This is a genomic window from Rhodoferax sp. (assembly GCF_018780565.1).
Classification (GTDB): domain Bacteria; phylum Pseudomonadota; class Gammaproteobacteria; order Burkholderiales; family Burkholderiaceae_C; genus Rhodoferax.
Genome location: NZ_JADMJN010000003.1, coordinates 77,280 through 104,024, shown reverse-complemented (window position 1 = coordinate 104,024; position 26,745 = coordinate 77,280). Strand labels below are relative to the sequence as shown.

Below are 26,745 nucleotides of genomic sequence, written 5' to 3'. Positions count from 1 at the left end.
CCAACACCTCACTATCAAACCGGAGAATCAATATGCAAACCCTAAAAAACCCACTCAGCGTTCTATCCAGGACCGCCAAAGCGGATCTGGTGACCTACCCCTATCCACACCTGGTAATCACCGAAGCCCTGGACCCATGGATATTTGAACAACTCTCGAGTCAGTTCCCTAAGGACGACATCATCCTCAATGGAAGGACAGCAAAAGACACCTGGTTCGACTATCCGGCGTGCAAGGTGGTGGAGGACGAGCGTGTTTCACCCTTATGGCGTGATTTTTTCAAGTACCACACGTCGAAAGCATTTTTTGACGAACTGGTTGCCTTGGCGGGCCCGCAAATGCGTCAGCTGCGACCTGACCTGGAACAACGAACAGGTCGCCGCCTGGAGGACTTCGTCGTCGGCATGCGTCCGGGAGGCCGGGGCGACCCACTGGCCGATGGTGCCGATGCCTCAATGGAATGTCAGTTCTACCTGAACTACACACGCAAGCCGCGCGTCGTGCGTGGCCCACATGTTGACCGGCCTTCTGAGTTGTTTGCCATGCTGCTGTACTTCAGGCGTGCAGATGACGAGTCATCCGGTGCAGATCTGGAAATATGCGAAGCAGCCACCGACCTGTATCCCAACCCACATGCAGTCAAGATATCAACGCTGCCAGCCGAAATCGACGACTCCAAGGTGCGAACGGTCAAGACCGCGACCTATGCGGCCAACACTCTGGTCATGTTCCTGAACTCGGCCCATTCAATCCATGCAGTGAGTCCCCGTACACCCACTGACGTGCCACGGCGGCACATCAATTTTTGCTGCGATGTCCGTTTTGATCTTTTTGACATGAAGCTCCCAGCACGACTGGCAGCCAAGAAGGCGCTGGAAACTATGCCATTGGGCTGGCGACTGGCGCAATTCCTGTAACCCCGCATTTTCAAGCCGGGGCAAGCATGAGGCGATTGATGTCGAGATCCGACACCATACTTCGCACCAGGTGTGCAGAGTTGATTGCAAGCAACAGCGCAAAAATCCACAGCACCACGGTATAGAGCCGCTGCCAGCGTTTATCAGCCTCGACATCTTCGCCGCCCCAACCATCCGCCAACAACAGCACCGTGGGGAAAAGCCAATGGGCGGAATACAAAAAAATGTCCGAACCAAAACGCGCATGCAATACACCATGGAACGCAACCGCCAGACACATCGTCACCATGAATTGCCGAGGCTTAGACCCATTTCTCCAAGTCTGGAAAATTGCCATCGCAATTAGCAACAGTAGTACCCAAGCAAGCGCTTGTCCGCCCTGACCTATGGAGAAGTTTTCCATCGAGAATTGAATGATGTACTGGTGAGGCTCATTCGACGACATTCCATTAGGGATGATGCGGTACTCCGATGGCGCAAACGATTGCAGGACACGCCACGGAAAATCCATCAAATTCTGGAGGGGAAATTCCTTGAGCGGGCCAACGCCAGCTCGTGGCATGAACACATCCATGCCATGAATGCCATAACCTGCATTGAGCAACAACGCACTACCGAAAGCGGTCGCCAAGGCCAGCAACAAAAGCAGGCTGGCTTTGCCCACGGCTCGTGACCATGGCTCGCGCACAGCAATCAGCGACGCCCCATAGAACATCGCAACTGGCATCGCATTGGTTACGGTGATGCTGGCCGCCAACCAGCCCAACAGATGCCAAAGCCACGCAGCGCACGGCCTGCCGGCCAAGGCATTGACATAGGCGGCAGCGGCCAGCGCTATCGTCACGCCACCCAAAGCCAGATGATCCGGCACACTGCCAAATAGAACCAGACTGAAGCTGCCAGCAAGAATCAGCGCAAGGGCCATGGCCCGGACTGTCGACGTTCCCATTCTCAGTGCAGCCAAAAAACACAATGCAACATTCAGCGCAGCCGCCAGAGGTGCGACCCACAATGCGAGTGATCGACGAAACTGAGCCTGATCTTCTGCACCAGAAAAAAGCGCTGCAAAAACCCGGATGGGTGGATTGACCAGGTTGCATAAATTGGGATGCTTGGTGTTGCGGCCGTCCCGGTCCCAGCCATCGGCAAAGCAAGCCAGCCGAGTCTTGACGTCCGCATCAAACAACACATCGTGTTGTCCGAACGCGCCGCGACTGTCCCAGATGTGCGCCAGCCCAACATACAGAAAAAACACGATCAACGCCAGCAGAGCCGCTGCGCCGATGGCCCTGACCGGTCGTGCAGAATGCGTCTGCCCGTCACGACGGCTCATAGATATGGTTCTCTTCACTAGGTCCGGCTAACGATTGCCACGCCAGCGCATATCAACAGCACACCGGCGAAACGCATGGGCGACACGATTTCACCGCGCATCTGTCCAACGGCAACGGCCATGATAAAGCCCGCACCGACCAGGGGGTAGGCCTTGCTGACATCCCACTCTGTCAGCACTTTGAGCCAGACCAACGCACCCAAGCCATAAAGAAAAAACCCGCCCAATACATATTTATTTCCCAATAGAGCCATCAAACCATAGGCGCGCGGGGCTTGCGCCATCGCCAGCCGGCTGCCTTCGCCAGACATGCCCTCCTTTAACATGAACTGCGCGCCGACCGACAGAAGGATGCTGATCAGCGCAATCAAAAGTGTTTTCATTGATCACCTCACAATGGCAGGAATCGAGCAAGCAATACGGTTGACAGCATCACCGTGATCGTCGCGCGGCTGCCAAAGTCCTTGATGGCATACACCAAAGGATCATCGTGCATTTCTCCACGGGCGGTCTTGATCCACAGGCGTGCCAGCCAGTAAATCAGCGCAACGGCGACCAGCCACAGCAACTGCGGGGCAGCGTACCGCTGCGTCGTATCCGGCGCACTGATGAAAAGACCAAACACAACCACCGAGGCCAGGAATGCCCCAATGCCAAGTGGCCAAAGCACGACCAGATCACCGACACGGTAATCCCTACCGTTTGTTGCACCTTGTCCCATGTTTTCGTGCACCACCAGTTCGGCACACCGTTTGACCAGTGCCAGGCTCAAAAAAATGAACATCGAAAACGCCAGCAACCACGAACTCGTTTCGACATGGATAGCCCAGGAGCCCGCGATGATTCGCAGGGTGTAAAGCGTTGCAAGCATCAGCACATCCAGCAGCACATAGTTCTTGAGCACCCAGCTGTACGACGTCGTCAGAGCCAGATAAACCAACAATACCCCGAGAAACCCCATGGAAACCAAGGATGCCAACCAGACAGCAAGGCCCAAGAGCGCCACCGACAGCGCCACTGCCTGTGGTATCGCTATACGGGCGCTTGCCAGCGGGCGCAGCTTTTTCCGAGGATGTGCCCGGTCACTTTGCAAATCCCAAAGGTCATTCAGAATGTAGCTCGCCGAAGCGGCTATCGAAAACGCCAGGAAAGCCAAAATTGCCGCAAGCCACTTGCCAGGATCAAGGAATGAAAACGCAGTGAGTAGAGGTATGAAGATCAATATGTTTTTCAGCCACTGATGCAAGCGCAGCAGGCGCAACCAATCCAGCGCCCCGATCATGGGCCTGAAAAATTCACGCTCAATCGTGGTTAACGTTCTTGCCGCTGCGGTCGTTGCCGCTGAAGCGCCTACGATGACGGCCCCAACTGCGCCACGCCAAACCTCCAGGTCAGCAGCACTGTCGCCGACATAAATGAAGTTGCTCCCCACACGCTCGCGAATTGCCTGCAGCTTGTTACGCCCCTTCAAATTGACTATGGCGTCGGTACACAGCAACTCATCAAAAAATCCCAAATGCCGAAAAACAGCTTCGGCGATGCGCTGATGCGCGGCAGTCGCCAGCACGATGCGACGGCCACGCGCATGCTCAAGGCGAAGGTAGTCAAGCAACTCAACGTTCCATGGCAAAAGGCTGACGTCAAGCACCCCTGACTGCGACACACGGTGCTTGAAAGCCGCCCGCCCCGCCAGCAGCGATATGGGCAAACGCCAGAGCTCACCAGGGTGCTGCTTGGCCATTTGCAACAAGGACTCAATTAGCGTGTCCGTGGGCGTGAGGGTGCCATCGAGATCAACCACCAGAATGGCGTGCGAACCATCGAGCAAGTCCGCCTGAGGCTGGTGTGCGCCAGCCACTCAGCAGCCCTTTCCACAACAAATTTGTGGCATCGCTTTACGCAGCAAGGCATTTGACGTGCCACTACCGTGCTGCACACGCAGGAATTTTCGAGAAAGGGCTTGAAGTGTCGCATTCATAGATGCCTCTTCCGTTGAGCATTCCGGCATGGATTGTTGTGCAGTTTTACCAAGCGTAGATTAGCCAGGAAAGTACGCCAGTATCTGGATAGGGCAGTGACTAGCGTTGATAAAACGCAAGGGAATCGATTCAATCGACTGCCATCTCCCCATCACGGAACCTTGTCCAAACCGGTTAAAGTCAACGTTGACCATGCTCAAAATTCATCGACCTAAGCAGCTGTGGGTGTTTACTGAACATCGCAATGCAACCTTCATCATCAACTTCATGCTGCCGCAGCAGGCCGCAGCCTTGGAGTTGGACCTTCATCTCGAAAGCTGGTCGAGCGAAGAGGTCAGTAATATTGGCTTGGAGGCAATGACGGCTGTACTTCGCAGCAAGGCCAATGGAGCGCTGCCTGAGGCAGCCATCTTCAGCCGGTTCGTGCGGCCTCATGGGCAAGCCTTGATGGCACTGTGCCAATCCCTGGGCATCGCAACCTTTTTCCATTTGGACGATCTGCTGCAACAACTGCCTGCCGACATCGGGCCAAAATATGCCGCAACGTATTCTGAAGCGTATATGGCCGAGTTGCACCAATGCATTCTGGTGTCAGACGGCGTTCTCGCCTCAACTCCCGTCCTTGCCGCAGATCTGCAAGCACGGTATCCGCACCACCACGTTAAAGCCATTTTGGGGGTCTGCTATGCGCCTGTCCCCAGCTGGACCGTGCCGGGAGTAAGGTCGCGGCTTGCCCGGCTCAAGCGGCGGCTGACCACAATCGGTACGCAGACCCTTGGCTATATGGGTTCGTCCTCGCACATCCGCGACCTGGCGACCGCTACGCCGCAAATCGCCGAACTCATGCGGCAACGCCCTAACCTGAAATTCGAGACCCTTGGCTTACCAGCCCCTGATGCACTCCAAAATGAGTTCGGAGACAGGGTGCGGCAGTACGGGTACTCCCGCAACTACGCTGGGTTCCTGACAATGCTTTACGAGCTGAACTGGGATCTGGGGCTTGCACCCTTGGTTCAAGACGATTTCAACCGGGCGAAAACAGCCACCAAATTCGTCGAATACACCGCATGCGGCATTCCAACACTTGCGGAAGATGTAGAGCCCTATGCGCATATTGGACGCGAGCATGATGCTATCGCATTGGCTACCGGTGGAGCCTGGACTCAGGTAGCTGCCGAGTTACTGTCCAATCCCTCACGTCGACACCAAAGGCTGGAGCATGCTAGAGCACTGTGTCAATCCACGTTCGATGGGTCTGCCGCCATTGAACATATGCTCGCAACAATTGAACAGTTAACTGAGAAATAAAACAAATGACGCAAACGATGAATCTGGATTCCAAAGATTTTGCCAACGTTGTGCATGCCGGCAACTCGGAACATACTCCATGCCGATTTTGTCGCAGCGTCGGGAAACGTCGTTTCTTCACCGCCAGCGAGCGTCAATTCGGCATGGGAGATGAGTTCACTTATTTCGAGTGTGGCGATTGCGGCAGCCTTTGCATCAACAGTATTCCGACGCAGCTGTCGAAATACTACCCATCCCACTATTATTCTTTTGCACGTAACGACGGCCAGCATCCACAGGACATTGGGTGGATTCGGCGAAAACTCCGCGCACAGCGAGCGACATTCAACATGTATGGAACGGGCTTGCTTGGCGCCTTGGTCCAGCGCTTGGGCACGGACTACTTTCGCTATCCCTGGCGCTGGTTTCAAGTCGCTGGCGTCACGCCTACCTCGGCGATTTTGGACAACGGCTGTGGAGGCGGTGCGCTACTTCGCGCTTTGCGCGACCAGGGCTTCACCAATCTGTCCGGCGTTGATCCTTTCATAGCTGAATCAATTAGCGAACCCAACCTCAAGATCACGAAAGGTGAGATATTTGACCTGAAAGGCACCTACGACCTGATCATGTTTCATCACTCACTGGAGCATGTAGCCGAACCCGCGCGATACCTCGCCGCTGCCGCTGAAGTTTGCGCCCCGGGCGGCGCAGTGATCGTTCGCATTCCTGTTGCGGATGGGTACGGCTGGAGAGAGTTTGGCGAATATTGGTTTGCTCTTGATGCACCCCGGCATCTGGCAATACCAACAAAAAAGAGCATGGCAGATCTCGGCGTGCACTGTGGTCTTGTGCTTGAAAGCAGCATCTGCGATTCGGAGTCAGTCTGTTTCTGGGGCAGTGAACTCTACAAACGCGGCATTCCGGCTGTCCGTCCTGACGGACAGGATACGATCACGGCTGATCAGCCTTTCCCTGAGAGTGAATTGGAATTCTTCCGCCAACGGGCGCGGGAAATCAACGCGGTGGACGACGGTGACTTGGCGTTCTTTCTCTTTCGCAAGCCAGGTGCCAAAGCGTAAATAACCGAGTTGGGACATACGCACAAAGGCTATCTTGAGGCATTCGGCACGAATGAAATTTCGCGTTTGACAAGTTTATCGAACACACCCTTCCACCACGCTTTTTTGTGTTCTGTGAATTCACCGATCACAAGCACCGCGACCAGGGTGAGCGCCATCAACAGCACCTGGTCGCGCAGCGTGTTGGGATTGTTATGCAAAAGCGCTGCAAAAAAATTGAGCAGCGGCTGGTGCAAAAGGTACAAAGTAAATGTGTAGCTGGCAAGGAAACGGATCACGCGTTCCAGCGGAATTTTCTTCCACCCAATGTAATTGCTGAGGGAACTGAAACCAATAAAGTTGATGGTTACCAGCGCGCCAGCTATGTATGCGAATAGAAAGTTTCGGGATTCCGCAAGCGCATGCTCATAAAAATCAGGCCCCAGGAACTCGGCAGTTCTCCAGCTCAAACGCAGCGGAAGATCGACAGCCCTCAAGACGACGTACATCAAAATGCTGCCGCCAAAAAGAACCCAGCTTGCCGTCAGTGAGAAGGTGCGCTCTTTGGTTACGGAATAGGCCCACGCACCCATCCACCATACGGGCAGCAAAAGCAATATTTTTGGGCCCATGATTGCGCAAACGATCGCCAGCAGAAAAGCTCTCTTGCGTCCCGTCGAGAAGGCTACAACACCGAAAATGACGTAATACCAGAACTCATAGCCCAACGACCAGAAAGGCGCATTCGAAAATGCGCCGATATCCGCGAACCACAGTTGATTGACAAACACGAGATTGGTGGCAAACCGCAGCACCGGCTGATCGAACCATGATGCGACGTAGATCGATGGATCGACGGCATAACCCCATATGTCGAGTACAAGCGTCAGCAGCAGTGCCGGGAGCACCACGGAATACAAACGTGACAGGCGGCTGACCGCATAGTCTGCGAAGTTCTTCTCCTTCTGATCGACACAGTAGGCGATCACGAATCCGGACAGCACGAAAAACACTATCACGGCGTCATTGCCATAATTCTTCAGCGGCGAAAGCCAACCGCTGGTGAAGCGTTCGTAGCGGGCATGAACAAGCAGCACGATCACCGCAGCCGAAAATCGCACCAGATCCAGATACACCGAAGTAAGTTTGTTCAAGGGACAGCACCCACAGTTTGCGCCGACAAGGCTGGGAAAAGCAGACCATCCCAACAGTCAGCAATACGGCCAAGACTGTTTCTTTCGCGAACGATGCGCTGACACCGGGCAAGATCCAACTTTCGACTATTTGCATCGGCCAGCAAAGAGCGCAGGCTATTTTCCCAGTCTCCGATTCGGGCAACATCGGCGTAGGCTTGGTAACTGGGGATGGGATCGGCAACCACTGACAATCCGTGATGGATAGACAACGTCAGGCGATTGCTGCTCTTGCAGCGAGTAAAAGCATTGTCGACCGAGGGGATGATGGAGATTGCATGCATCTTCAACGCCCTCAAAAATGTAACGCGATCCCATTCAAGGTAGTGCGTCGGGATGCGCCAACCTTGAAAATGGGCATCGAACTTTTTACGCTGATTGCTGATGATGGTGAGCGACAAGGGGTGTGACTCGGCCACCCGTTCAAGTACCGGACGCAGAGGCAAGATGTCACTCATGCCGCCAGGTGAGAACCCATTGCCATGACTGCCAAACCAGATCAGCGGCGTGCGGCCAGCAAGATGATCGCCAGCCAGGGACAGGCGATGCTGCATCAAAAGAAGCCAGGCCTGCTTTTGTCGTGGGCTCAGCAGCGACTTGAGAAACGTATCGCCAGGGTACGCAATCTTTTCCTCAATGGGGTCGTCGATCACAACATGCAGGGCTCGGCTACCGATGTTCGCTTGCATGGCGTCAGACAATGCCTGCGAGCAGCTGACGATCACGTCCGCGGCAGTACCCAGCCGACGTAGAAGGTCAAGGCCATGGCGCCACTCGGACGACTCACTGACATTCGCAAACTGGTTGTCGCAATTGTCCAGGACAATGCGGGCACCTTTTGCCCTTGCGACCTCGGCCAATTCAATAAGGGCCTCGGCAGTGGCGGAGGAGTTAGTTGTAGAAAAGAGCGTCCACGCATCAAATACAAGGGTCAAAGCGGCATCGACTCCTTCACCGTCCTGCCAGATGCCAACGCCCCGACCGCGGCGCAGAAGCTCCTGCATCGGGTACAAACAACGATACCGCAGGCTAGCACGACGCGGGTTAACGATGGGAACGACCCAACGAACGCGCGGCACCAATGTTTTGCCGGTGCCCATCAGCCAATCCGGAGTCGGGTGACTTGCATGATAGCCAAATAGTTTCTCCCAATGAACGATTTTTAGGGCGGGCGCAAAGGCGTCACTTGAAAGTGCGTACCTCTTGACCTGCTTACAGGGTCGACTGCTTTATCTTTGCCCAGACGGCCACGATTTCTTCTTCCAGCGGATGGTGAAAAATCATGATACCAACCAAAAATCCAGTCAATCCACCTGCCCCCCCTATAACCAAGGGCATCACCAAGACGTCCGGGTAAGGTCCGTAAATCCATAGAGCCAGCACTGGGCCAATTCCTGCCAACAAGGCAACCGCAGCACTTTTGCGCAGGTTACGCAACAGCCCTGACATCGGCATGTCGATGTGCTTGGACAATGCGCGCAGCCAGATAAAAGCAGTCAGTGTTGCAGACACAATCACGGCAATACACAATGCAATAAGGCCTTGTGAGGCTCCCAAGGCAACAAAACCCACGTTCAGGATCGCACTCACAATGGTCGCACGGGCTATAACGGTCACTGCGCCAGACGACAAAAGGGCAGGACCACAAAGTGCTGCGGGCACATTGAGCGCAATGGCTACTGCCAGCAAGCGAGCCAAATCAACGGACTGGTCCCATTGATGACCGTACATGGTCCGCACAATTGGGTGCGCAAGACAAATCACCACGAGACAAAAGGACCATCCAAATGCAGTGACATAAGCTGTGGCCTTGAGAAAGGGGTCGACAATACTTTCCCCTGCACGAGACTGCCTGGCAAACCAGGGCAGGCACACACTGCTAACGGCATCCACAAAAAGCCGGTAAAACATGTTCACGAGGCCGGTAGAACGCGAGTACAGGCCAACCGCGGTAAGGTTCTGCAGCTTTCCAAGCAACAATTCCGGGGCGCTATTCGACATAACCGATACAAATGTGCTACCGGTGAGCTTGGAACCAAATGTCAAAACTCGCTTGATTTCACCCACCCCCGGCAACCATGGAAAGAACTTTGGCCGAAAGTAGATGGCTACCAGCGCATTGACCACCGTTGAAGTCAGTGAACCAAAAGCCAGACTGATGGGGCCAAAATCCTTCCAGGCCAGCCACGCGGCTACCAGTGCACCACTCAGTACAGATGCAAATCGCATCAGCGCAAGACTCTGAAAGCGCATCTCCCGCGCCAGCCAGGCATTGGTGAGTGACCCAAAGGGATTCACGGCGTAGTTCAAGGCAACCACTACCATGATGCCCTGCATGCGCGGCTCTTTGTAAAACACCGCTACGGGGTAGCTGGCCAGCAATACCACACAGGCAAGCCCTACCCCCAGACCCAGCTGAACAGCCCACACGGCCCGGATGCGTTCCGTAGTGAGTTCCCGCTCCTGCACCAGGTACTGACCGGCACCCATATCGCGGACCGTGTTGACAAACATCAACAACACCATGGTGACCGAAAACACGCCAATCTCGGCGGGGGTCAGCAGGCGTGCGATCACCATGGAGGAGACTACCGTGATCACCAGACTCGCATAACGATCCAAAAAGGAATAAAAAAGTGAGTTACGGGTGGACATTGAGTTCAGTTCGGGTTGGCTGCAACGCTACGGGACAAGCTTGCCTGTTCAAGCAATGCCGCCAAGGCCATTGAACGTTCGCGTCTTGACGCCTGCTTAACAGCCGGCCAATGCGGAAGTGCCGCCCTGCCCCGACGGCAGCTCCCCACAAACTCAGGCAACAAGCGAGCGATCTCATCGGCAGAGTCAAGACGCGCGATGTCATGCAATCCAGCCCTGTGCAAGGCGCCAGCGGTATCCCCGTCTGGGTCAGTCAATCCAAGAATAGGCTTGCCAGCACGCAGGTACTCATAAATTTTGGCCGGAATCTGAGCATTGCAATTGTCCGCCTGCATGACCAGCAAAGCGTCAACGTCCATCATTTCCGCCAGGGCCTCACGATAAGGAATGGCCGGACACACTTCGATGAAATCAAGCGCTCCGTGGTCTTGCGCCAATTTCAGCAAAATATCATCATGCACTGACGCGCGAAAGCGAATACGCAAATCATCGGGGGCCAACATGCCAGCGCTCTTTAATCGCCCCAGCGCCTCAAAAAATTGAGTTGGGTCTCGTTCTGAAGGGTACACGATGCCACTATGTAGCATAACCAACGGGCGCGGGCCTTTGGCTTGATTGCCATCAGCATCTCGTGGTGGCGCTGCAAAGGTGAAACTTTCCTCGTCATAACCGTTTTCCATCACCACCATTCGGTCGGCTGCATCTGGATAACGGTGCTGATAATCACGTGCTGCACCGGGTGCCGTAAATACACAGTACCGCGCGCGCTCCGTCGCATCAGCTTCAATTTGCTGGAAAATTTTCCAGGTTTTCGGATCAGTCGGATAACCTTCTTGCGCCATGGGATCGCGAAAATCCGCAATCCATGGAATACCCGTCTTGCCATGCAATGCAGAAGCAATCACATGCGCCGTGGCTATCGGGTAGGTGGACCAGATTGCATCTGGCTTGAACTCCCCAATCAGCTTGAGACCCTGGCGAATAGCATCAAACTTCCAACTGATCCAGCGGTCAGGCCGGGCCATCCAGGCCATATAGCGCCCGCCAATCTGCAGATGGCGCGCAGTATCCAACGCAAAAGCCCGCCGAACGACGGTACCGGTCGGCACATCTGCGAGCAAATCACCACTGGTTTTTTCATACGCCAACAGACTGGCACTTAACACCAACGGCTGCCAGCCGAGGGATGGCAAATGCTGAACAAAACGCAGGGTACGCTGTATGCCGCTGCTGCCAGACAACGGCGGAAAATGATAGGCGATCATCAGAACTCGTTTCACGCGTGCCTCTTGTCTTTATTTTTTTGTGTGCTCTTACGAATAATGCGTGTAACGAAATACGCCAAAGTGTTTGGCGCCCAGGCAGGCGGGGTAAGCCTAGAGTATTCTATTGCAGAGCCCGCGTACTTGAGCGGCCGATACAATTCGACGCATATTGACCATCCATTGGCCTATCATGCTGTTTTTTCCCAGAGCCCTTCTCAAGCCATGGCGATTGCATGCCTTGAGCAATCGTCGGCAATTGGTCAATTGCTTAATGGCCATTGCATTGACCAGTCTTGTTGGAACGAGTCAGGCCCAGACCGCCATTCGCGTGGGCCCCAGTCACGCTATTAAATCAATAGCAGTAGCAGCAGCCATGGCGAAGGACGGGGATACTTTTGAAGTCGATGCAGGCGACTATCGGGGTGACATTGCAGTTTGGACCAAGGACAACATTACATTGCGCGCCATCGGAGGCCGGGTACGACTGATAGCCAGCGGCATGGCGGCCGAGGGCAAAGGCATTTGGGTCCTCCGGGGTGGGCGCATGACGGTAGAGGGCTTTGACTTTTCCGGCACACGGGTGGCGGACAAAAACGGTGCGGGAATCCGGCTTGAAAAAGGCATCCTGACCGTTCGTGACTGCACCTTTACCGACAATCAAAATGGCATCCTGACTGGCGGCAACTCACAGGCAGAACTGGAAATCATCAATAGCGAATTTGGCTATAACGGCCATGGAGACGGCCAAAGCCACAACTTGTATGTAGGCGAAATCGCCCGGTTGACAGTAACGGGCAGTTACTTTCACCACGCCAAGGTCGGGCACCTGCTCAAAAGCCGGGCGGCAGTAAACCTTATCCAGTACAACAGGCTGACCGACGAGACTGGGGGACGTGCAAGCTACGAGATGGAATTTCCAACGGGCGGCATCGCCTACGTTGTGGGCAACATCATCCAGCAGAGCTCACAAACCGAGAATCCGCACCTTGTGGCTTATGGGGCTGAGGGCTACAAATGGCCCAAGAATGAGCTCTACCTGATCAACAACACATTGGTGGACAACCGACCTCATGGCGGCGTTTTTCTGCGCATCAAACCTGGCAGCGTGCTTGTTAAGGCGGTGAATAATCTGCTGGTGGGCAAGGGGCAGCTTGACGCTGCAGGACCCGGTGAATACAGAAACAACTTCAACGCAGACTGGGATGAGTTCGAACTGGCTGCACGTGAAGATTACCGGCTCAAACGCAATTCCAGGCTACTGGGGAAAATCCAGGATTCAGGCCTTGCCAATGGACAGGTTTTAACCCCCGACAGCGAGTACATTCATCCCCGCAAGGTTACGAGACTGAGTAGCCCAGCCCGCCACCCTGGTGCGCTTCAAAGCCTCAAGTAGTTCAATTCACACTCTTCTTTCGATTGACCATCCACATGTCTGATCAGGATTCTTCGCTGGCACTGGGATCACCCCGGTTTTCCGATACTCGTCTATCCGGCATGGCGACTGAAAAAGGTGCACCGGCAGCCTGGCGCGAGGCATGGATTGCCCATGGAATGCGAGCGGCAAGCGGCGTATCTGGCGACTTTGCGGTGGGATTGCGCGACGGTAACGGTCGCACGTTTCTGGCTGTAGATCGTTTTGCCATCCGTACACTGTGCTATCGCGTGGATCAGGGCAAGTTGCGGTTCGCTGCTCGGGCCGATGAATTGGCTGACACGGGCACAGCGATCGACCCACAGGCGATTTTCGATTACCTGTACTTTCACGTCATCCCGTCACCGCGCACCATCTACAAGGGTATTTACCGCCTGCCGCCAGGGCACTGCGCAGTGTTCGAAAACGGCACACTTACTGTGGAGCCCTACTGGGTACCCACTTTTGAAGAGCAGCGCGATCCGTCGTTTGCGACACTGAAGGATGAGTTCAGACAGCTTCTGAAAAATGCAGTGGCCACGCAGCTGGATGGCAGCAAACCAGCCTGCTTTTTGAGCGGCGGCACGGATAGCTCCACCGTAGCAGGCATGCTGGGCCTTGCCAGTGGCAAGACGGCAGCAACCTATTCGATTGGCTTTGATGCACAAGGCTATGACGAGATGGAATATGCCCGTCTCGCAGCCAGGCACTTCAAGACCGAGCATCACGAGTACTACGTAACGCCCGACGACTTGGTCAAAAGCATTGCTGACGTGGCCGCATCTTATGACCAGCCTTTTGGCAATTCATCTGCTCTGCCCGCCTATTACTGCGCAAAGATGGCTCGAGAGGACGGCGTCAGCAAAATATTGGCTGGCGACGGGGGGGATGAACTGTTTGGCGGCAACACCCGCTATGCCAAGCAAAAGGTCTTTGGCTGGTATGAAAGCGTTCCAGGCGCCTTGCGCAGCGGGCTGATGGAACCCGTTTCAAGCTTGTCGATCATGGACAAGATTCCATTGGTAAAAAAGGCCGCCAGCTATGTGAACCAGGCAAAGGTACCCATGCCAGACCGCCTGATGACCTACAACCTGCTGTTCCGACTGGGTGTTGAAGATATGCTGACACCCCAATTGCTGGCACAAGTTGACCAGCAAGACCCCGCACACCAACAACGCGGCGTTTGGAATGAAGCGCACGCTGACAGCCTGGTAAACCGGATGCTGGCCTTTGATTGGCGCTACACACTGGCGGACTGCGATCTGCCCAAGGTGGTGGGCACCACTGCGTTGGCAGGTGTGGGGGTTGGCTTTCCGATGCTGGATGACCAGTTGCTGGCCTTCTCTTTGAAGCTGCCTACGGCTTACAAGCTGAAAGGGTTCAAGCTGCGCTGGTTCTTCAAGGAGGCACTGCGTGGCTTTCTGCCGGATGAGATTTTGACCAAGAAAAAACAAGGGTTTGGCCTGCCGTTTGGCGTCTGGGCCAACGGTCATCCAGCCCTGAAGGCTTTGGCCACCGAATCTCTGAATAGCCTGGCCCGTCGCGGGGTGGTGCGCGCAGATTTTGTACAGACTCTGCTAACGCAGCGCCTACCCGAGCACCCCGGCTATTACGGCGAAATGGTATGGATCCTGATGATGCTGGAGCAATGGCTGGCGGCCAAGGCGCCAGAGTTCACGATGCCCGGATAGGTACGCGGCTTCGTCAAATTCAAGGTCAATTAGTTGCGTAAATTAGCCACCAAACGGGCGCCAAAGCGCATCTTGGTCGTATCCCACGGCGTAAAACGGCGGATCTGAAACAAGTCCTCGTCCATGGCCGAAGCACCCCACTGCGTGCTAACTGCTGCATCAAAACCGATTTTGCGAACTATATCTACTGTCTGCGGCGTGTAGTCTTCATGTGGTTTGCCGTTGGGGTAAGCAAACAGACCTATACGCTCGCCCAATAACTGCTCAAGAAAAGCCTTGCTTCCCCTAATTTCCATGCGAGCTTGCTCCTCAGTGAGCCGAGCGAGAATAGGGTGAGACATCGTGTGCGCGCCAATCTGCATGCCCGCTTGACGCATGGCTTTAACTTCATTTGAGGTCATCATCAAATCGCAAGGTAACTGCACTGCGGCTAGACGCGCAATTTGTTCTGTCGCGCTAATCCGCTCCTCAACAGATCGATACTTGATTTGATCAATAAGGGAGGCGATCGTAGCTCGCCGGGCGTCAATTGTGTCAAGTTCGTGTTGCCCTAAATCAAGAGGTGACAAATCCAGCATCTCCCGCTGACAGGCACGAACAGACTCCACAATGGTGTCGTTCCACATTCGCCCGCCGTCCAAAAACCCCGTGGCAATGAAAAAAGTCGCTGTGAGCCCGTGACGCTTCAAAATGGGCATGGCCACATGGTAGTTGTCGGCATAGCCATCATCGAAGGTGATGCAGGCGGCCCGCGCTGGCAGAGTGCCAGTCTGAAGATGCGCGACCGCCTGATCCAGCGGTAGCACATTGAACCACGACGCCAACCAGCCACACAACGCATCAAAGCGACGGGCGTGCATTTCATCAGGAAACAGCTTGTCGGGCTCAGGCAACACCCGATGAAAGATAAGCACCGACAGCTTCGCGCGAGGGCCACTGGGCGACATCCATTGCAGGGCTGGTTTAAGCAGTGTCATAACAATGGTGAGATAGATTTTTTGACGCTCTTGGCCGACAATTCGGCCTCCTTCAACGCAAGCTCCGCATCTTCCTTAACCCACTCCTTGTTGTCCATCCAGCGGCAACCGAGCACCACAAGAATCAGGATGTTGTACGGCAGATCGTAATAGGAGAGGCTAAGAAACGCGCCGCCCACCGCATACCCTGCCAGACTAACCTGGCACATGGCACCCAAATGAGACAACCATTGAGTTTGCGGTAGCTTTTTACCTTGAACACGCAAGCGCCCCGCAGAACGCCAAACAAAGAACCACAGCAGCAAAAACAGAAACAAGCCTATGAAGCCATGCTCACCCAGCACCATGAAGTAAATACTGTGGGCCGCATGCACTGCGAGCGGATCGGGGGCATACAAAGCAAACAACTCGCCTTTAGAGACCATAAATCCGCCACCAAAGAAATTGGCTTTCGCCAAGTTCCAAGCCATCCACCATGCGTTGATGCGGCCGCCTGCTGAGGTGTCGTCCTTGTATGTATTGATGGTTCCCATGCGCGCCCACCATTGCTCTGGCATAAAGGACAACAAGGCCACGCCGGCTACGACCATGATCAATGCACCCGCAGCTTTCTTGTCACTGCGCCACCACATAACACCCACCATGGCACCAATAGCAAGAAAAGCTCCCCGCGAATAGCTACCAAGTGCAGCAGCTGCACAAAGCAACATGGAGACTACAAGTCCGCGCTTGATCCATACCAAATCGGTTGTCAGCTGCAAGAACCGCATGAGCGGGATGATCATCACCAAGGCCAACGCGACCTCGTTATTACCTTCGATGAAACTCCCATCCGGTCCCCAAACTTTATAGCTCCCGCCAGTGGCAACCGTGAACAGCCCACCTTTGACGCCGTAAAACCCGAGGGACCCGGCCAATATCCACGCCAGCATGGTGATATGTTTTTTTGAATACAACACCACCATCGCAACAAGCACCATCAAATCGATCTTCATCACGCGATTCCACAGCGGAAAACTTTGATCAAAATAAAAGGAAAACGGCAGCGTGATGCACATCCAAAGCATGAAAATCATAAGGACTGCCGTTTCTCGGGTCACAAAAAACTGACGTCGATCTCGGGTAAACAGCACACCCAGCAAAACGGCGATGGCTATGGTTGCAGCCACCGGCATGCTGCTTAGACGCCAGCTGTACGCATGAGGGTTCATGATGCTCAGCCATGTCCACCCCATGATTCCAAGCCATGGGTGCAGCAAGCCATATGCCGCAATGGCCAAAATGATCGGGCCGAGAACTAAGTCACGCATGGGTCGACTCCAGGGCTCCTGACACGATACGACTAAACAAGTCCAGCTGGGAGTCGGTCGTACTTTTCCAGCTTGACCCCTTTGCCTGTGAACGCACCATCTCACGACTTGGCAGGTTTGCCCACAAATCAGACACTGCCGCCACAACATCAGCAACCGTTCGCTCAGGCATCAAACGCCCGGCGTTAGGCGAAGTCACAATTTCTGGCACCCCACCGACACGGGTAGCCACAACTGGCGTACCACAAGCCATGGACTCCAACAGCACATTCGGCCACCCCTCACGACTGGACGGCAGAACCAATATGTCAGCCGCGCTATAGCACTTGGCAAGCTGATTTTGATCCACGCGACCTAGAAACCTGAGACGAGACGTCACGTCCAGCTGGCTAGCCAAACGCTCCAGGGTGCTGCGTTCAGGGCCCTCACCGGCAATGACCAACTGAAACCCCGGCAAGCTGGCCAACGCCTCAATGGCGAGGTGATGCCCTTTGTTTTCCACCAAATTGCCCACGCTGAGTAAAGTCGGTATCGCAGTCCAACCCAACTCCGTACGCATAACATCGCTGGACTGGATATGAAATTGCTCCAAATCCACACCATTTGGCATCATCATGAGTCGAGACGTCGGCATTCCGATCTTCTCCATCGCCTGAACCAGGGCCTGAGACACTCCAATGGAAGCCGCGGCGCGGCTTGAAGTCCACCGCATAAGCCTACGCGGGATCGCATGAGTTGCAATGAGATTGATATCGGAACCTCGTGCAGTCACGACAAACGGCTTGTTAAAGTGACGCGCCAGTAACGCCGCGGCCACGCCATCCGGATAATAGTAGTGAGCGTCAATCACGTCGAAGTCATATCCTTCGGCCAACAGGCGCTGCACAGCGGGTATGGCCCCCATTGCCAATGTGAAGGGCGCGATGTTCATTCCGACCTTGGGCGGTAAAAAATAACGCGGATGCAGTATGTCTATCCCTCGATGCGTTTCGCGCTTGGGAATACGCGCCATGCGGGCGTATTCCCCATAGCGCGGATCAGCAGAAAAAAACCAGGGGACAGGCGCCACGACCCGCACCTCAATTTCATCGCTGACCAGAAGTTCTCGCAGTCGGGTTTCTACAAAAATACCGTGCCCCGGTCGAACACTGCTCGGATAAAGCGTTGAGAAGGTGAGCAAGCGAATTTTCCTGGGGACCACAGCGATCTCACTCCAAAGAATCAGGCGACACCGCCAAAGAGCGCCGCCACTTTGCGAGCGTGTTGCCGCCAAGTCAGTTGCTTACGGACAATCAACTCCGATGCAGACCTTGCAATACGCTCACGCAATTCCTCGTTCTGGCACAAGACATCAAGCGCTTTCTCAATACCAGAGGAGTCATCAGGGTCGTAAAGCAGAGCGTCGACACCCGATGTCAAAATTTCGTGATGGTTGGGCTGATCAGGCGCCACAATGGCTTTGCCGAGAGCCAAGTATTCAAATAAACACAGTGGCGATGCATAGGGTACCAAGGCTGTCTGCAAGGCAATGTCGAAGGCCATCGAGATAGCGGGCACCTGCTCGCGAGGCACAGCCCCGGTAAAGCTGAGACGGTCGGCCACACCAAGCCGAGTTGCGCAGGCTTCAATATCTGCTCGTGCAGGCCCGTCACCAATCACTAACAAGTGCACATTATGCTGGACTGCACGCTGTGCAACCCAAACCATGATACGGTCCAACCGATCCCATTCGCGCACAAAACCAGTAAACCCCACCACCAACCGTCCACGAAGACCAAGTTTGTCTTTGGCTTCGATCACAGTCGGCAAATTCTTGTAGTGATCTTCGTTGATGGCATTCGGTATGACTCGAATACGGGCAGGATCTATGCCCTTGCCCACCATGTAATCGGCCAAAACTTGTGTCACCGGCAAAATCACATCCGCCCGCTTCCACACGTAAAGTTCAGCCCAGTCAGCCAATTGCGGCCAAGACAGACCGCCGTACTGTCGACGCTCAACCGCCATGGGTGCATTAACCTCCAGAATCAAGGGCAAGCGAAACCGCTTTTTGGCCCACATACCCGCCAGGAGGTAAAGGTTGTACCGCTCGTAAATCCCGTCTGGTCGATCTTTTTTGATCGCATCGGAGAGTCGCCGGTACGCAACCCAGGAATACGCCAACTCCGCCAGTTCGTAAATTTGCCGTGGCAACAGGGCCTTGAGTCGACCGACCCAGCCAGGGCTGCCGCCGGACGCGTTGTCACCGGATATCTGAGGCGAACTTTCAACCACCGAATGGCCTTCTGCCCGCAGGCCTCGAATCATCTCATCAATATGCGTAGATTGCCCATCTCGCGAGGCTGTGCGATGGTGATAAAGAACCTTCATGTAATTGAAGCACTGAAAGGTGTGGTGACATCTTGACTCACCACATTGCGCAAGAAAGCGTCATACATCAACAAGGACCACAAGGGCGTACTGTGGTCACGCACGCCACTTTCATTTTGTTCAACCATCTGCCGTATCGTGGCCTGATCGAACCACCCTGACTCGGCCAGTGGCCCACTCAATAAAGCACTTCGTACGCGCTGCCGCAATGGTCCCTTGAACCAACGCGCCAGCGGCACAGCAAATCCCATCTTGGGTCGATACATGATTTCATGGGGCAGATGCGGCTCCATCGCCTTCTTCAACAAAAACTTGCTTTCACCACCCCGCATCTTCAGGGACGATGGCAGGGTTGCCAGCCATTCAACGATCTCATGATCCATCAGCGGCTCGCGCACTTCCAGCGAATGCGCCATGCTGGCACGATCAACTTTGGTATTGATATCGCCAACCAGGTACGTGTGCGTGTCAATATACTGAATCAATGCCAGCGGATCCTCTGTATCGGCTTTTGCCGCATGGCGTGTGAACACCTCTCTGGCGTTGTATCCACCAAGCTCTTTCTTGAATGCGCTGCTGTAAAGACGGCTGCGATCAGCATCTCGCATCAAAGACATACTATGGAAATATGCCTCCACTGAGTTGCGCGCCAAGGCCTCAAAAGTCGTCTTGGCACGAAACACGCGAGGCGCCCAGTCTGCCTTGGGATAGAGACGACCCAATGCACCAAACAATGGACGACGCAGGCCTAAGGGCAAGGCTGAGCGCATATGCTCTTCCATCAAATGCAGCTTATAGCGACGGTAACCACCAAAGGTCTCATCGCCCCCATCTCCAGACAAGGCAACCGTCACATGTTTACGCGCCAACTGACAAACCCTGTAGGTAGGAATGGCCGAACTGTCGGCATACGGCTCGTCGTAGAGTCGAGCCAAGGTGTCAATCAGATCAAAATCATCGCTCTGTACAGTCTCGACGCGGTGATTGGTATGGTAACGGTCAGCTACGGTCTGCGCAAAGGCTGCTTCGTTAAAGGCGGGATCTTCAAACGCTATCGAGCAGGTGTTGACGGGCTCAGTTGATACGCCTGCCATCATGGCTACCACCGCACTGGAATCCACCCCGCCGGACAAGAATGCGCCAAGTGGCACCTCGGAAATCATTCGCAAACGAATGGATTCCTTGAGTTTAGCCGTCAACTGCTCACAGGCCTCAAGGTCACTGATTTTGGCGTCTAACGTAAACCGCACATCCCAATAGCAGCGAGGCTCGCCAACACTCTCACCGCGACGCAAAAGCAGCGTATGCGCTGGGGGCAGTTTTTTTGCCTGCTTGAAAATGGAACGAGGCTCTGCCACGTAGCCCAAGGCAAAGTACTCTTCCACCGCAAGCGGATCAATATCACGCCGCAGCCCACCATGGGCCAGGATGGATTTCAGCTCAGAACCAAAAAGCAGAGTTCCGTCATCCAGCAGCGCGTAGTACATGGGCTTGACCCCCATGCGGTCGCGTGCCATGAAGAAAGTTTGCTGGTTCCGATCCCACAAGGCAAAGGCAAACATGCCACGAAAGCGCTTGACGCACTCACTGCCCCAGGACTCCCAGGCGTGGACGATAACCTCGGTGTCACTTTTGGTGTGAAACACATGACCAAGGGCCTGCAACTCAGGGATCAGCTCTTGATAGTTGTAGATCTCGCCATTGAAGACGACCACCACAGAGCCGTCTTCATTGAACAGTGGCTGCTGACCCGTGGCAATATCAATGATCGACAGACGACGATGCCCCAGACCGACTCCCGGTTCAATATGCAGGCTACCTTCGTCTGGTCCGCGGTGCAATTGCGAGTCGTTCATGCGCTGAAGCACGGCGCGGCTGATGTCGCGGCCGCCACGAGTGTCAAAAATACCGGTAATGCCGCACATGATGTTTTTTGATCTTATGAAAGGGTGCGTACGCGACGCAATTGTTGATCGTACACACGTTGGTAAGTAGCAACCATCGCCTGCATGCTGAAATGCGACTGTACGCGCTGACGGCCAGCCTGACCCATACTGCGAATCAGATCAGCGTTGGCGGCCAGCGCTAGCAACTGATGCGCCAGGCTCAGCGGATCTGCCGATGGAACAATATAACCGGTCTGTCCGTGGATAACCAGGTCAGCATTGCCGCCGACGGCTGTGGCAATCACCGGCAGTCCGCTGGCCATCGCTTCCAGAATGGTATTGGAGATTCCCTCTGCCAATGAAGGCAAGACAAATGCATGCAGGCCGCGCATGATGTCCGCGACATCGCTACGCTCACCGGGCAACCAGGCCAGATCCGCCACACCCGCAGCCTCAAGCACACCTATGACTTGCGCGCGCAACGGTCCGTCCCCCACCACGACCAGCCGCATACGGGTTTTGAGCTCGGGTGCTTGCGCAAGAGCCTGCACAAACGCATGAGCCAACATGACTTGGTCTTTGACGGCTTGCATGCGCCCCACGGTACCGACCACCCAATGTGTCTCAGGATTGAAGGGGCAACCGGCTATGGCTTGTGGCCCTGCCGGCGCAGGCGAGAAGTGCTCGGTATCAACACCGTTGTAGGCTTGGGTGATTTTTCCCACCGGAACATGGATTTTGTCAACCAGGTAGTCAGACAGGTCTCGCGACAAGGCCATGTAATGGTGCACAAAGGGCTGATAGAAACGCCGCACGCGTTGGTAGGTCTTATTGCTTCCGTCCAGATCCCCTACATCGCGGCCATGCTCACCATGAATGCGAACGGGCACACGCGCCGCCAAAGCGGGTATTTGAACCTCCAGCGCTGCGAGATTTCGGCTGTGGACAATCGCAGGCCTTAGCCGACGAAATGCCTTGAACAGCTTGGGGAACTGCCACACACCGTGACCAGGGGGCTTATGCAGGGAGATGAATTCAACATCGTCTCGTTTGATGCGTTGCCGAAAGTCAGTCACCTCCGTCAGGGCCAATACAGCGTGGCGATAGGCATGCGCCGGCATGTGATTGATCAGGTTGACAATGCCGTTCTCCAGCCCCCCTGTATCGAAACGATACATCACATGAAGCACGAGCGGACGGTCATCACCTTGCATGCCAAGACCCGGAAAGCATCGCCTGCTTAGAGACGCCAGAGTTTATAACCAGCACCTTCGATAGCACCGCGATCGAAAGATGCTTTGACGTCAATAAACGCGCCACCCTTGACCAACTTCTTGGAGAAATCGTCCATCGACAATGCGGCAAATTCCTTGTGTGCAACAGCGGCAACAATGGCATCTGCACGGGGCAGGTCAGCCCAAGGCAACAAAGGCACACCGTATTCATGCATGGCCTCTTCCGACTCGGCCTGTGGATCAGTCACAAAAACTTCTACGCCGTAGGTTCGGAGTTCATTGATGATGTCGATGACTTTGGAGTTGCGCAAATCGCCGCAGTTTTCTTTGAAGGTCAGTCCCAGCACGTTGACCTTGGCCCCCTTGACGTAACTGCCGCCGGCAATCATGTGCTTGATGGTTTGCTCCGCAATGAATTTGCCCATGCCGTCATTGATTCGACGGCCAGCGAGAATAACTTGCGGGTTGTAGCCCAGCATCTCCGCCTTGTGCGTCAGATAATAAGGGTCCACACCGATGCAGTGGCCGCCCACCAGACCCGGTTTGAATTTAAGAAAATTCCACTTGGTGCCAGCAGCCTCAAGGACCTCAGTGGTGTCGATGCCGAGCTTGTCAAAAATGATGGCCAGCTCGTTCATCAACGAGATATTCAGGTCACGCTGGGTGTTCTCAATCACTTTGGCGGCCTCTGCCGCCTTGATGCTGGACGCACGATGCACGCCCGGCACAATGATGGTTTCGTAAAGCTTGGCAACCTTATCCAGGGTCTCTGGCGTGTCTCCCGACACAATTTTCAGAATTTTGGTAAGCGTATGTTCTTTGTCACCGGGATTGATCCGCTCAGGTGAGTAACCCACAAAAAAGTCTTGTTTCCACTTGAGGCCCGACTCGCGTTCCAACACGGGAATGCATACCTCCTCAGTGGCACCGGGGTAAACCGTTGACTCATACACGACGATGGCGCCCTTTTTCATGTGGCGCCCCACGCTGGTGCTGGAACCGATCAGCGGACGAAAATCGGGGATATGTGCGTTATCGACCGGCGTAGGGACCGCCACGACGATGATGTCGGCCTCGGCCAGCAAGCTCGGGTCAGCCGTGTAAACCGCATGAGGAGACGCACTCATCTCTTCATCGGACAGTTCACGCGAAGGATCAACCCCCTTGAGACATGACTCGACCTTGGATACGGCAATGTCAAACCCGATGGTACGCAGATGCTTGCCAAACTCAACCACCAAGGGAAGTCCCACATAACCCAAACCAATCACAGCAACTACCGTCATTTCGAAATCTCCACAGCGTTCAAAAAAATTAAAAGAATACATGCACCCCAATATGAAGCCATCACTTGCTTTGCTGCCTATTGCGCAAAAGCTGATTGATAGCTTGGTAATTGGCTGCTAAAAATGATTCCAGCGTCGCGTCAGCGCCACCCACTTGATCTTTGGAAGTGTAGACAATGATGACCGCAGACGCATTACCCCGCCCCGTCAAACGATAGAACGCACTATAAACTTTGGCAAGGTAGTCATTGGCGGTCAAAGTGCCGTTTATCCAATATATCTGCCATACAACGAGTCGCTCGGCATTGGCATGCCGAGCCAAAGCGGACGCACGAAGTTCTGCAGTGCGTACATCCACCGGCTTGTTTTCCCCCAAAGTCACTGAGCGTTTGGCACTGGCCACCTGAGACCATTGGGCGTCATTGCTGACCACCAGCACATTGTTGGAGCTGACCAACTTGCGCTCGTAGCTCTGACTCCCGTAGTAGCCCAAGTAGATCCCCACCATGCGATCCTGCCTGGCGTAACTGGTGTTGATTTCGGCGGTGGGGCTTTGAAACGCTGGTTTGAAGGTGACTGTATTCACTGGCTGCTTTTGCCAACCTTCACCCAGGACGGCAGGCGCCACAAGGACAGCAGAACCGTTACCCTCACCGCCATCAATTGCCCACAAGGTGACTTGGGGCAGCATCAGCAATCCGGCAACGCAGGCGCTGACCCAGCTAAGCCCGGCCATCGTGGGCATGGGCAATCGCATAGTGGCCGCAGATTCGTCTAAGGCCACCACTTTGTCTGGCTCCGCCCACCGAGCGCCGATGATGAACATCAGCATGATGACAACGCCAAAAAAGAGCCATCCATAAATCAGATGATCCACGCCAGCCGCCAATTTGTTTCCAGACAGGTGCCCCAACATCACAATGATGTAGGCGCGCATCCAGTTGGCAAGGACTGGCACAAGAATCGAAACAATGACGAAGAGGACGCGACGCGTTGTTGACTGGTAGTTGAGGTAGGCAAAAAGGGTGCCCACGGTGAGCGAGGCAATCAAGTACCTCACACCACTACACGCCTCGACCACGGACCAGTTGCCAGAAGGAATGACAAACTGCAAGCCCTCGCGATACACGGGAATCCCGGTGAGTCGCAAAGCAAGCACCGTGAAATCTGCAGTCCATTCCATGAGTTGAGGCATGAGGAACTCGCCAATTGGCACAGCAAAAAACAGGAAGACCAAGGGAAAGACGATCAGACGCGTGACCGACCATCCCAGCACTGCGGGCACCAGTAGAACAAGCAGCGCAGTGAATGCGAGTTGGGTAACCGCATTGACTGCCGCCAGATCACCCAGCAACCAGACAAAAGCACCAACCAGGACCGCGAAAATTGCCACGATAGACGGCTGCGGTCGTTGTGCCGCAATAGCCTGGCGCTGTCGCCAAATAAGCCACAACACAATCGGGGGCACGAGGAAGCCATGGGTGAAGGTTTCCGATCTGGCCCAGATAGTGGCCATGGCAAGGCCGGTATCGCGGTACAGAAACAAGGTCCAGGCCAACAACAAGCTCAGGATTGCGAGAGCTTGGCGCCAAACTTTATCCATGGAGGGGCTGATCGACGGCATTGGCTGACTGATTTTAAGATTCATGCGTTGTCCCGTACGAGCAGTTAAGGCGCCAGATAGCGATCAATACCGGCCAAGTGGGCGGCCCAACTGTAGCTCTTGACGACTTGCACCCTGCCAGCTTGCCCAATGGCGCTCGCCCGCGCAGATGACTTAAGCAAAGCATCAATCTCACGAACAAAATCTTTTTCATCGGTCGCAGCCACAAGGTCTTCGCCATCGCGGGCATTGATCGCTTCCACACATGACTTTGACGCCACCACGGGCCGCGACATGGCCATGGCCTCCAGAATTTTGTTCTGAATGCCACGTGCGATACGCAAGGGCGCCACGACCACTGCCGCATGCTGCAAGTAGGGACGGACATCCGGCACCGTGCCGGTGACGACCACAGCATCGCAAGCCAGGGCCGCAACAGAGGGCGGAGGACTGCGCCCCACAATATAAAACCGTAGTTGCGGCCATTCAATGCGTAACGCGGGCAGGATGTCATTCGCAAACCAAATGGCAGCATCGATATTGGGCCAGTAATCCATTGCCCCCGTAAAGACCAACGAGATTTGGCCGGGCACGGCATCATCGCCTGCAAATGGCGATGCCCGTGTTGGATCTGGAGAAAAATAATCCGAGTCAACACCGTTGCTTAGCGCATCAACCTTGCCAGCACATTCAGGCGCCTTGCCAAGGAACAAGTTGGCCTCATTCTCAGTGACGAAAAACGAGTGCTTCGCACGCGCGGCCACAGCACGCTCATAGGCCAACAATCGCTCACCCTCACGTCCATAAAGCCATGATAGGGGCCATTTGTGATTTGAAGCGTATTGCGCCCATTTGGCCGAATCGACATCCACAAAGTCGACCAGCACAGGATGCGTGTTATTGCCAGGTGTCTTGTCGAGATACTGCGCCATCACAGAGGAAAAAATGACCACGCCGTCGATCTGATGATTGAGCAGCGTCTCGTTGACCCAAGCCTGCAAGCCTGCATTCTTGTAGTAGCGCAGACCGAGGGCCTCATGGGTCAGCAGGCCAACCAAGCTGCGCACTTTGGCCATGCGCGGATGAAGTCGGGCAACATGAACATCAGGGCATATTTCTCGCACCGTATCCACGAAGGCCTCATCGGCGGGATCATCGACGAACGTGCCCAGAAACACCCGATGCCGTTGGACCAAATGTTTCAGCAAATGGTACGAGCGCACCTTATCGCCCTTGTTGGGTGGATAGGGCAGGCGATGCACCAGGTAAAGCAGGTTGCCCATATAGCC

General features: G+C 54.7%; 21 protein-coding genes. 5 read left to right on the top strand and 16 right to left on the bottom strand.

The window, feature by feature from the left end; genetic code table 11:
- Window positions 1-32 precede the first annotated feature (32 nt).
- Window positions 33-917 carry a hypothetical protein gene (locus IV109_RS04460; RefSeq protein ID WP_296692789.1) on the top strand — a complete coding sequence of 295 codons (885 nt, stop codon included), beginning with the start codon at window positions 33-35 and terminating at the stop codon, window positions 915-917.
- A 10-nt stretch (window positions 918-927) separates the two neighbouring features.
- Here the strand turns inward: IV109_RS04460 and IV109_RS04455 are convergent, their stop codons facing one another.
- The 3 genes from IV109_RS04455 to IV109_RS04445 form a co-directional block, all read right to left on the bottom strand.
- Complete coding sequence (locus IV109_RS04455; RefSeq protein ID WP_296692787.1) at window positions 928-1,842, bottom strand: hypothetical protein; 915 nt, start codon at window positions 1,840-1,842, stop codon at window positions 928-930.
- A 425-nt stretch (window positions 1,843-2,267) separates the two neighbouring features.
- Complete coding sequence (locus IV109_RS04450) at window positions 2,268-2,633, bottom strand: hypothetical protein (RefSeq protein ID WP_296692784.1); 366 nt, start codon at window positions 2,631-2,633, stop codon at window positions 2,268-2,270.
- Window positions 2,634-2,641: 8 nt separating this feature from the next.
- Window positions 2,642-4,108, bottom strand: a complete 1,467-nt coding sequence (locus tag IV109_RS04445; RefSeq protein ID WP_296692781.1) for a UbiA family prenyltransferase — start codon at window positions 4,106-4,108, stop codon at window positions 2,642-2,644.
- Window positions 4,109-4,421: 313 nt separating this feature from the next.
- Here IV109_RS04445 and IV109_RS04440 point away from each other — a divergent pair, with 313 nt between their 5' ends.
- The gene (locus tag IV109_RS04440; protein WP_296694261.1) at window positions 4,422-5,537 is read left to right on the top strand and encodes a glycosyltransferase; all 1,116 of its coding nucleotides are present in this window, start codon (window positions 4,422-4,424) and stop codon (window positions 5,535-5,537) included.
- 5 nt (window positions 5,538-5,542) lie between these two features.
- Complete coding sequence (locus IV109_RS04435) at window positions 5,543-6,595, top strand: class I SAM-dependent methyltransferase (RefSeq protein ID WP_296692778.1); 1,053 nt, start codon at window positions 5,543-5,545, stop codon at window positions 6,593-6,595.
- A gap of 29 nt (window positions 6,596-6,624) precedes the next feature.
- Here IV109_RS04435 and IV109_RS04430 read toward each other — a convergent pair whose 3' ends face one another.
- From IV109_RS04430 to IV109_RS04415, 4 genes are all read right to left on the bottom strand, one after another.
- Window positions 6,625-7,728, bottom strand: coding sequence for an acyltransferase (locus tag IV109_RS04430; RefSeq protein ID WP_296692776.1), 1,104 nt, complete (start codon window positions 7,726-7,728; stop codon window positions 6,625-6,627).
- On the bottom strand, window positions 7,725-8,867 hold the full coding sequence (locus IV109_RS04425; RefSeq protein WP_296692775.1) for a hypothetical protein: 1,143 nt from the start codon (window positions 8,865-8,867) through the stop codon (window positions 7,725-7,727). The genes IV109_RS04430 and IV109_RS04425 overlap by 4 nt, the downstream gene beginning before the upstream one ends.
- Window positions 8,868-8,979: 112 nt before the next feature.
- Window positions 8,980-10,422 (bottom strand): lipopolysaccharide biosynthesis protein, encoded by a 1,443-nt coding sequence (locus IV109_RS04420; RefSeq protein ID WP_296692773.1) that lies wholly within the window; start codon window positions 10,420-10,422, stop codon window positions 8,980-8,982.
- A gap of 5 nt (window positions 10,423-10,427) precedes the next feature.
- Window positions 10,428-11,702, bottom strand: coding sequence for a glycosyltransferase (locus IV109_RS04415; RefSeq protein WP_296692771.1), 1,275 nt, complete (start codon window positions 11,700-11,702; stop codon window positions 10,428-10,430).
- Between the two features lie 256 nt (window positions 11,703-11,958).
- Here IV109_RS04415 and IV109_RS04410 point away from each other — a divergent pair, with 256 nt between their 5' ends.
- Both IV109_RS04410 and IV109_RS04405 read left to right on the top strand, forming a co-directional pair.
- Window positions 11,959-13,080: a right-handed parallel beta-helix repeat-containing protein gene (locus IV109_RS04410; protein ID WP_296692768.1), complete on the top strand. Its 1,122-nt coding sequence runs from the start codon at window positions 11,959-11,961 to the stop codon at window positions 13,078-13,080.
- Window positions 13,081-13,115: 35 nt separating this feature from the next.
- Complete coding sequence (locus IV109_RS04405; protein WP_296692765.1) at window positions 13,116-14,789, top strand: asparagine synthase-related protein; 1,674 nt, start codon at window positions 13,116-13,118, stop codon at window positions 14,787-14,789.
- Between the two features lie 29 nt (window positions 14,790-14,818).
- Here IV109_RS04405 and IV109_RS04400 read toward each other — a convergent pair whose 3' ends face one another.
- The 9 genes from IV109_RS04400 to IV109_RS04360 all read right to left on the bottom strand — a co-directional run bounded on the left by IV109_RS04400 (window position 14,819) and on the right by IV109_RS04360 (window position 26,739).
- Window positions 14,819-15,766, bottom strand: a complete 948-nt coding sequence (locus tag IV109_RS04400) for a polysaccharide deacetylase family protein (protein ID WP_296692761.1) — start codon at window positions 15,764-15,766, stop codon at window positions 14,819-14,821.
- Window positions 15,763-17,076 carry a putative O-glycosylation ligase, exosortase A system-associated gene (locus IV109_RS04395; RefSeq protein WP_296692759.1) on the bottom strand — a complete coding sequence of 438 codons (1,314 nt, stop codon included), beginning with the start codon at window positions 17,074-17,076 and terminating at the stop codon, window positions 15,763-15,765. Before IV109_RS04395 ends, IV109_RS04400 begins: the two co-directional genes overlap by 4 nt.
- Complete coding sequence (locus tag IV109_RS04390; RefSeq protein ID WP_366834225.1) at window positions 17,069-18,256, bottom strand: glycosyltransferase family 4 protein; 1,188 nt, start codon at window positions 18,254-18,256, stop codon at window positions 17,069-17,071. The genes IV109_RS04395 and IV109_RS04390 overlap by 8 nt, the downstream gene beginning before the upstream one ends.
- Before the next feature lie 41 nt (window positions 18,257-18,297).
- Complete coding sequence (locus IV109_RS04385) at window positions 18,298-19,446, bottom strand: glycosyltransferase family 4 protein (protein WP_296692756.1); 1,149 nt, start codon at window positions 19,444-19,446, stop codon at window positions 18,298-18,300.
- Window positions 19,443-21,371, bottom strand: coding sequence for an XrtA/PEP-CTERM system amidotransferase (locus IV109_RS04380; RefSeq protein WP_296692754.1), 1,929 nt, complete (start codon window positions 21,369-21,371; stop codon window positions 19,443-19,445). The genes IV109_RS04385 and IV109_RS04380 overlap by 4 nt, the downstream gene beginning before the upstream one ends.
- 14 nt (window positions 21,372-21,385) lie before the next feature.
- A complete protein-coding gene (locus IV109_RS04375) occupies window positions 21,386-22,546 on the bottom strand; it encodes a TIGR03088 family PEP-CTERM/XrtA system glycosyltransferase (RefSeq protein ID WP_296692751.1) in 1,161 nt (386 codons plus the stop codon).
- A 26-nt stretch (window positions 22,547-22,572) separates the two neighbouring features.
- Complete coding sequence (locus tag IV109_RS04370) at window positions 22,573-23,853, bottom strand: nucleotide sugar dehydrogenase (protein ID WP_296692749.1); 1,281 nt, start codon at window positions 23,851-23,853, stop codon at window positions 22,573-22,575.
- Between the two features lie 61 nt (window positions 23,854-23,914).
- Window positions 23,915-25,456, bottom strand: coding sequence for an exosortase A (gene xrtA / locus IV109_RS04365; RefSeq protein ID WP_296692746.1), 1,542 nt, complete (start codon window positions 25,454-25,456; stop codon window positions 23,915-23,917).
- A gap of 65 nt (window positions 25,457-25,521) precedes the next feature.
- Window positions 25,522-26,739, bottom strand: coding sequence for a TIGR03087 family PEP-CTERM/XrtA system glycosyltransferase (locus IV109_RS04360; protein ID WP_296692743.1), 1,218 nt, complete (start codon window positions 26,737-26,739; stop codon window positions 25,522-25,524).
- Window positions 26,740-26,745 lie beyond the last annotated feature (6 nt).

Excerpts from the sequence above, each read along its gene's own strand:
- IV109_RS04435 (WP_296692778.1), top strand. The coding sequence starts at position 5,543 with ATGACGCAAACGATGAATCTGGATTCCAAAGATTTTGCCAACGTTGTG.
- IV109_RS04360 (WP_296692743.1), bottom strand. The coding sequence starts at position 26,739 with ATGGGCAACCTGCTTTACCTGGTGCATCGCCTGCCCTATCCACCCAAC.
- IV109_RS04370 (WP_296692749.1), bottom strand. The coding sequence starts at position 23,853 with ATGACGGTAGTTGCTGTGATTGGTTTGGGTTATGTGGGACTTCCCTTG.
- IV109_RS04450 (WP_296692784.1), bottom strand. The coding sequence starts at position 2,633 with ATGAAAACACTTTTGATTGCGCTGATCAGCATCCTTCTGTCGGTCGGC.
- IV109_RS04385 (WP_296692756.1), bottom strand. The coding sequence starts at position 19,446 with ATGAAGGTTCTTTATCACCATCGCACAGCCTCGCGAGATGGGCAATCT.
- xrtA (WP_296692746.1), bottom strand. The coding sequence starts at position 25,456 with ATGGATAAAGTTTGGCGCCAAGCTCTCGCAATCCTGAGCTTGTTGTTG.
- IV109_RS04405 (WP_296692765.1), top strand. The coding sequence starts at position 13,116 with ATGTCTGATCAGGATTCTTCGCTGGCACTGGGATCACCCCGGTTTTCC.
- IV109_RS04395 (WP_296692759.1), bottom strand. The coding sequence starts at position 17,076 with ATGCGTGACTTAGTTCTCGGCCCGATCATTTTGGCCATTGCGGCATAT.
- IV109_RS04420 (WP_296692773.1), bottom strand. The coding sequence starts at position 10,422 with ATGTCCACCCGTAACTCACTTTTTTATTCCTTTTTGGATCGTTATGCG.
- IV109_RS04410 (WP_296692768.1), top strand. The coding sequence starts at position 11,959 with ATGGCCATTGCATTGACCAGTCTTGTTGGAACGAGTCAGGCCCAGACC.
- IV109_RS04380 (WP_296692754.1), bottom strand. The coding sequence starts at position 21,371 with ATGTGCGGCATTACCGGTATTTTTGACACTCGTGGCGGCCGCGACATC.
- IV109_RS04400 (WP_296692761.1), bottom strand. The coding sequence starts at position 15,766 with ATGACACTGCTTAAACCAGCCCTGCAATGGATGTCGCCCAGTGGCCCT.
- IV109_RS04375 (WP_296692751.1), bottom strand. The coding sequence starts at position 22,546 with ATGCAAGGTGATGACCGTCCGCTCGTGCTTCATGTGATGTATCGTTTC.
- IV109_RS04425 (WP_296692775.1), bottom strand. The coding sequence starts at position 8,867 with ATGGGCACCGGCAAAACATTGGTGCCGCGCGTTCGTTGGGTCGTTCCC.
- IV109_RS04460 (WP_296692789.1), top strand. The coding sequence starts at position 33 with ATGCAAACCCTAAAAAACCCACTCAGCGTTCTATCCAGGACCGCCAAA.
- IV109_RS04440 (WP_296694261.1), top strand. The coding sequence starts at position 4,422 with ATGCTCAAAATTCATCGACCTAAGCAGCTGTGGGTGTTTACTGAACAT.
- IV109_RS04455 (WP_296692787.1), bottom strand. The coding sequence starts at position 1,842 with ATGGCCCTTGCGCTGATTCTTGCTGGCAGCTTCAGTCTGGTTCTATTT.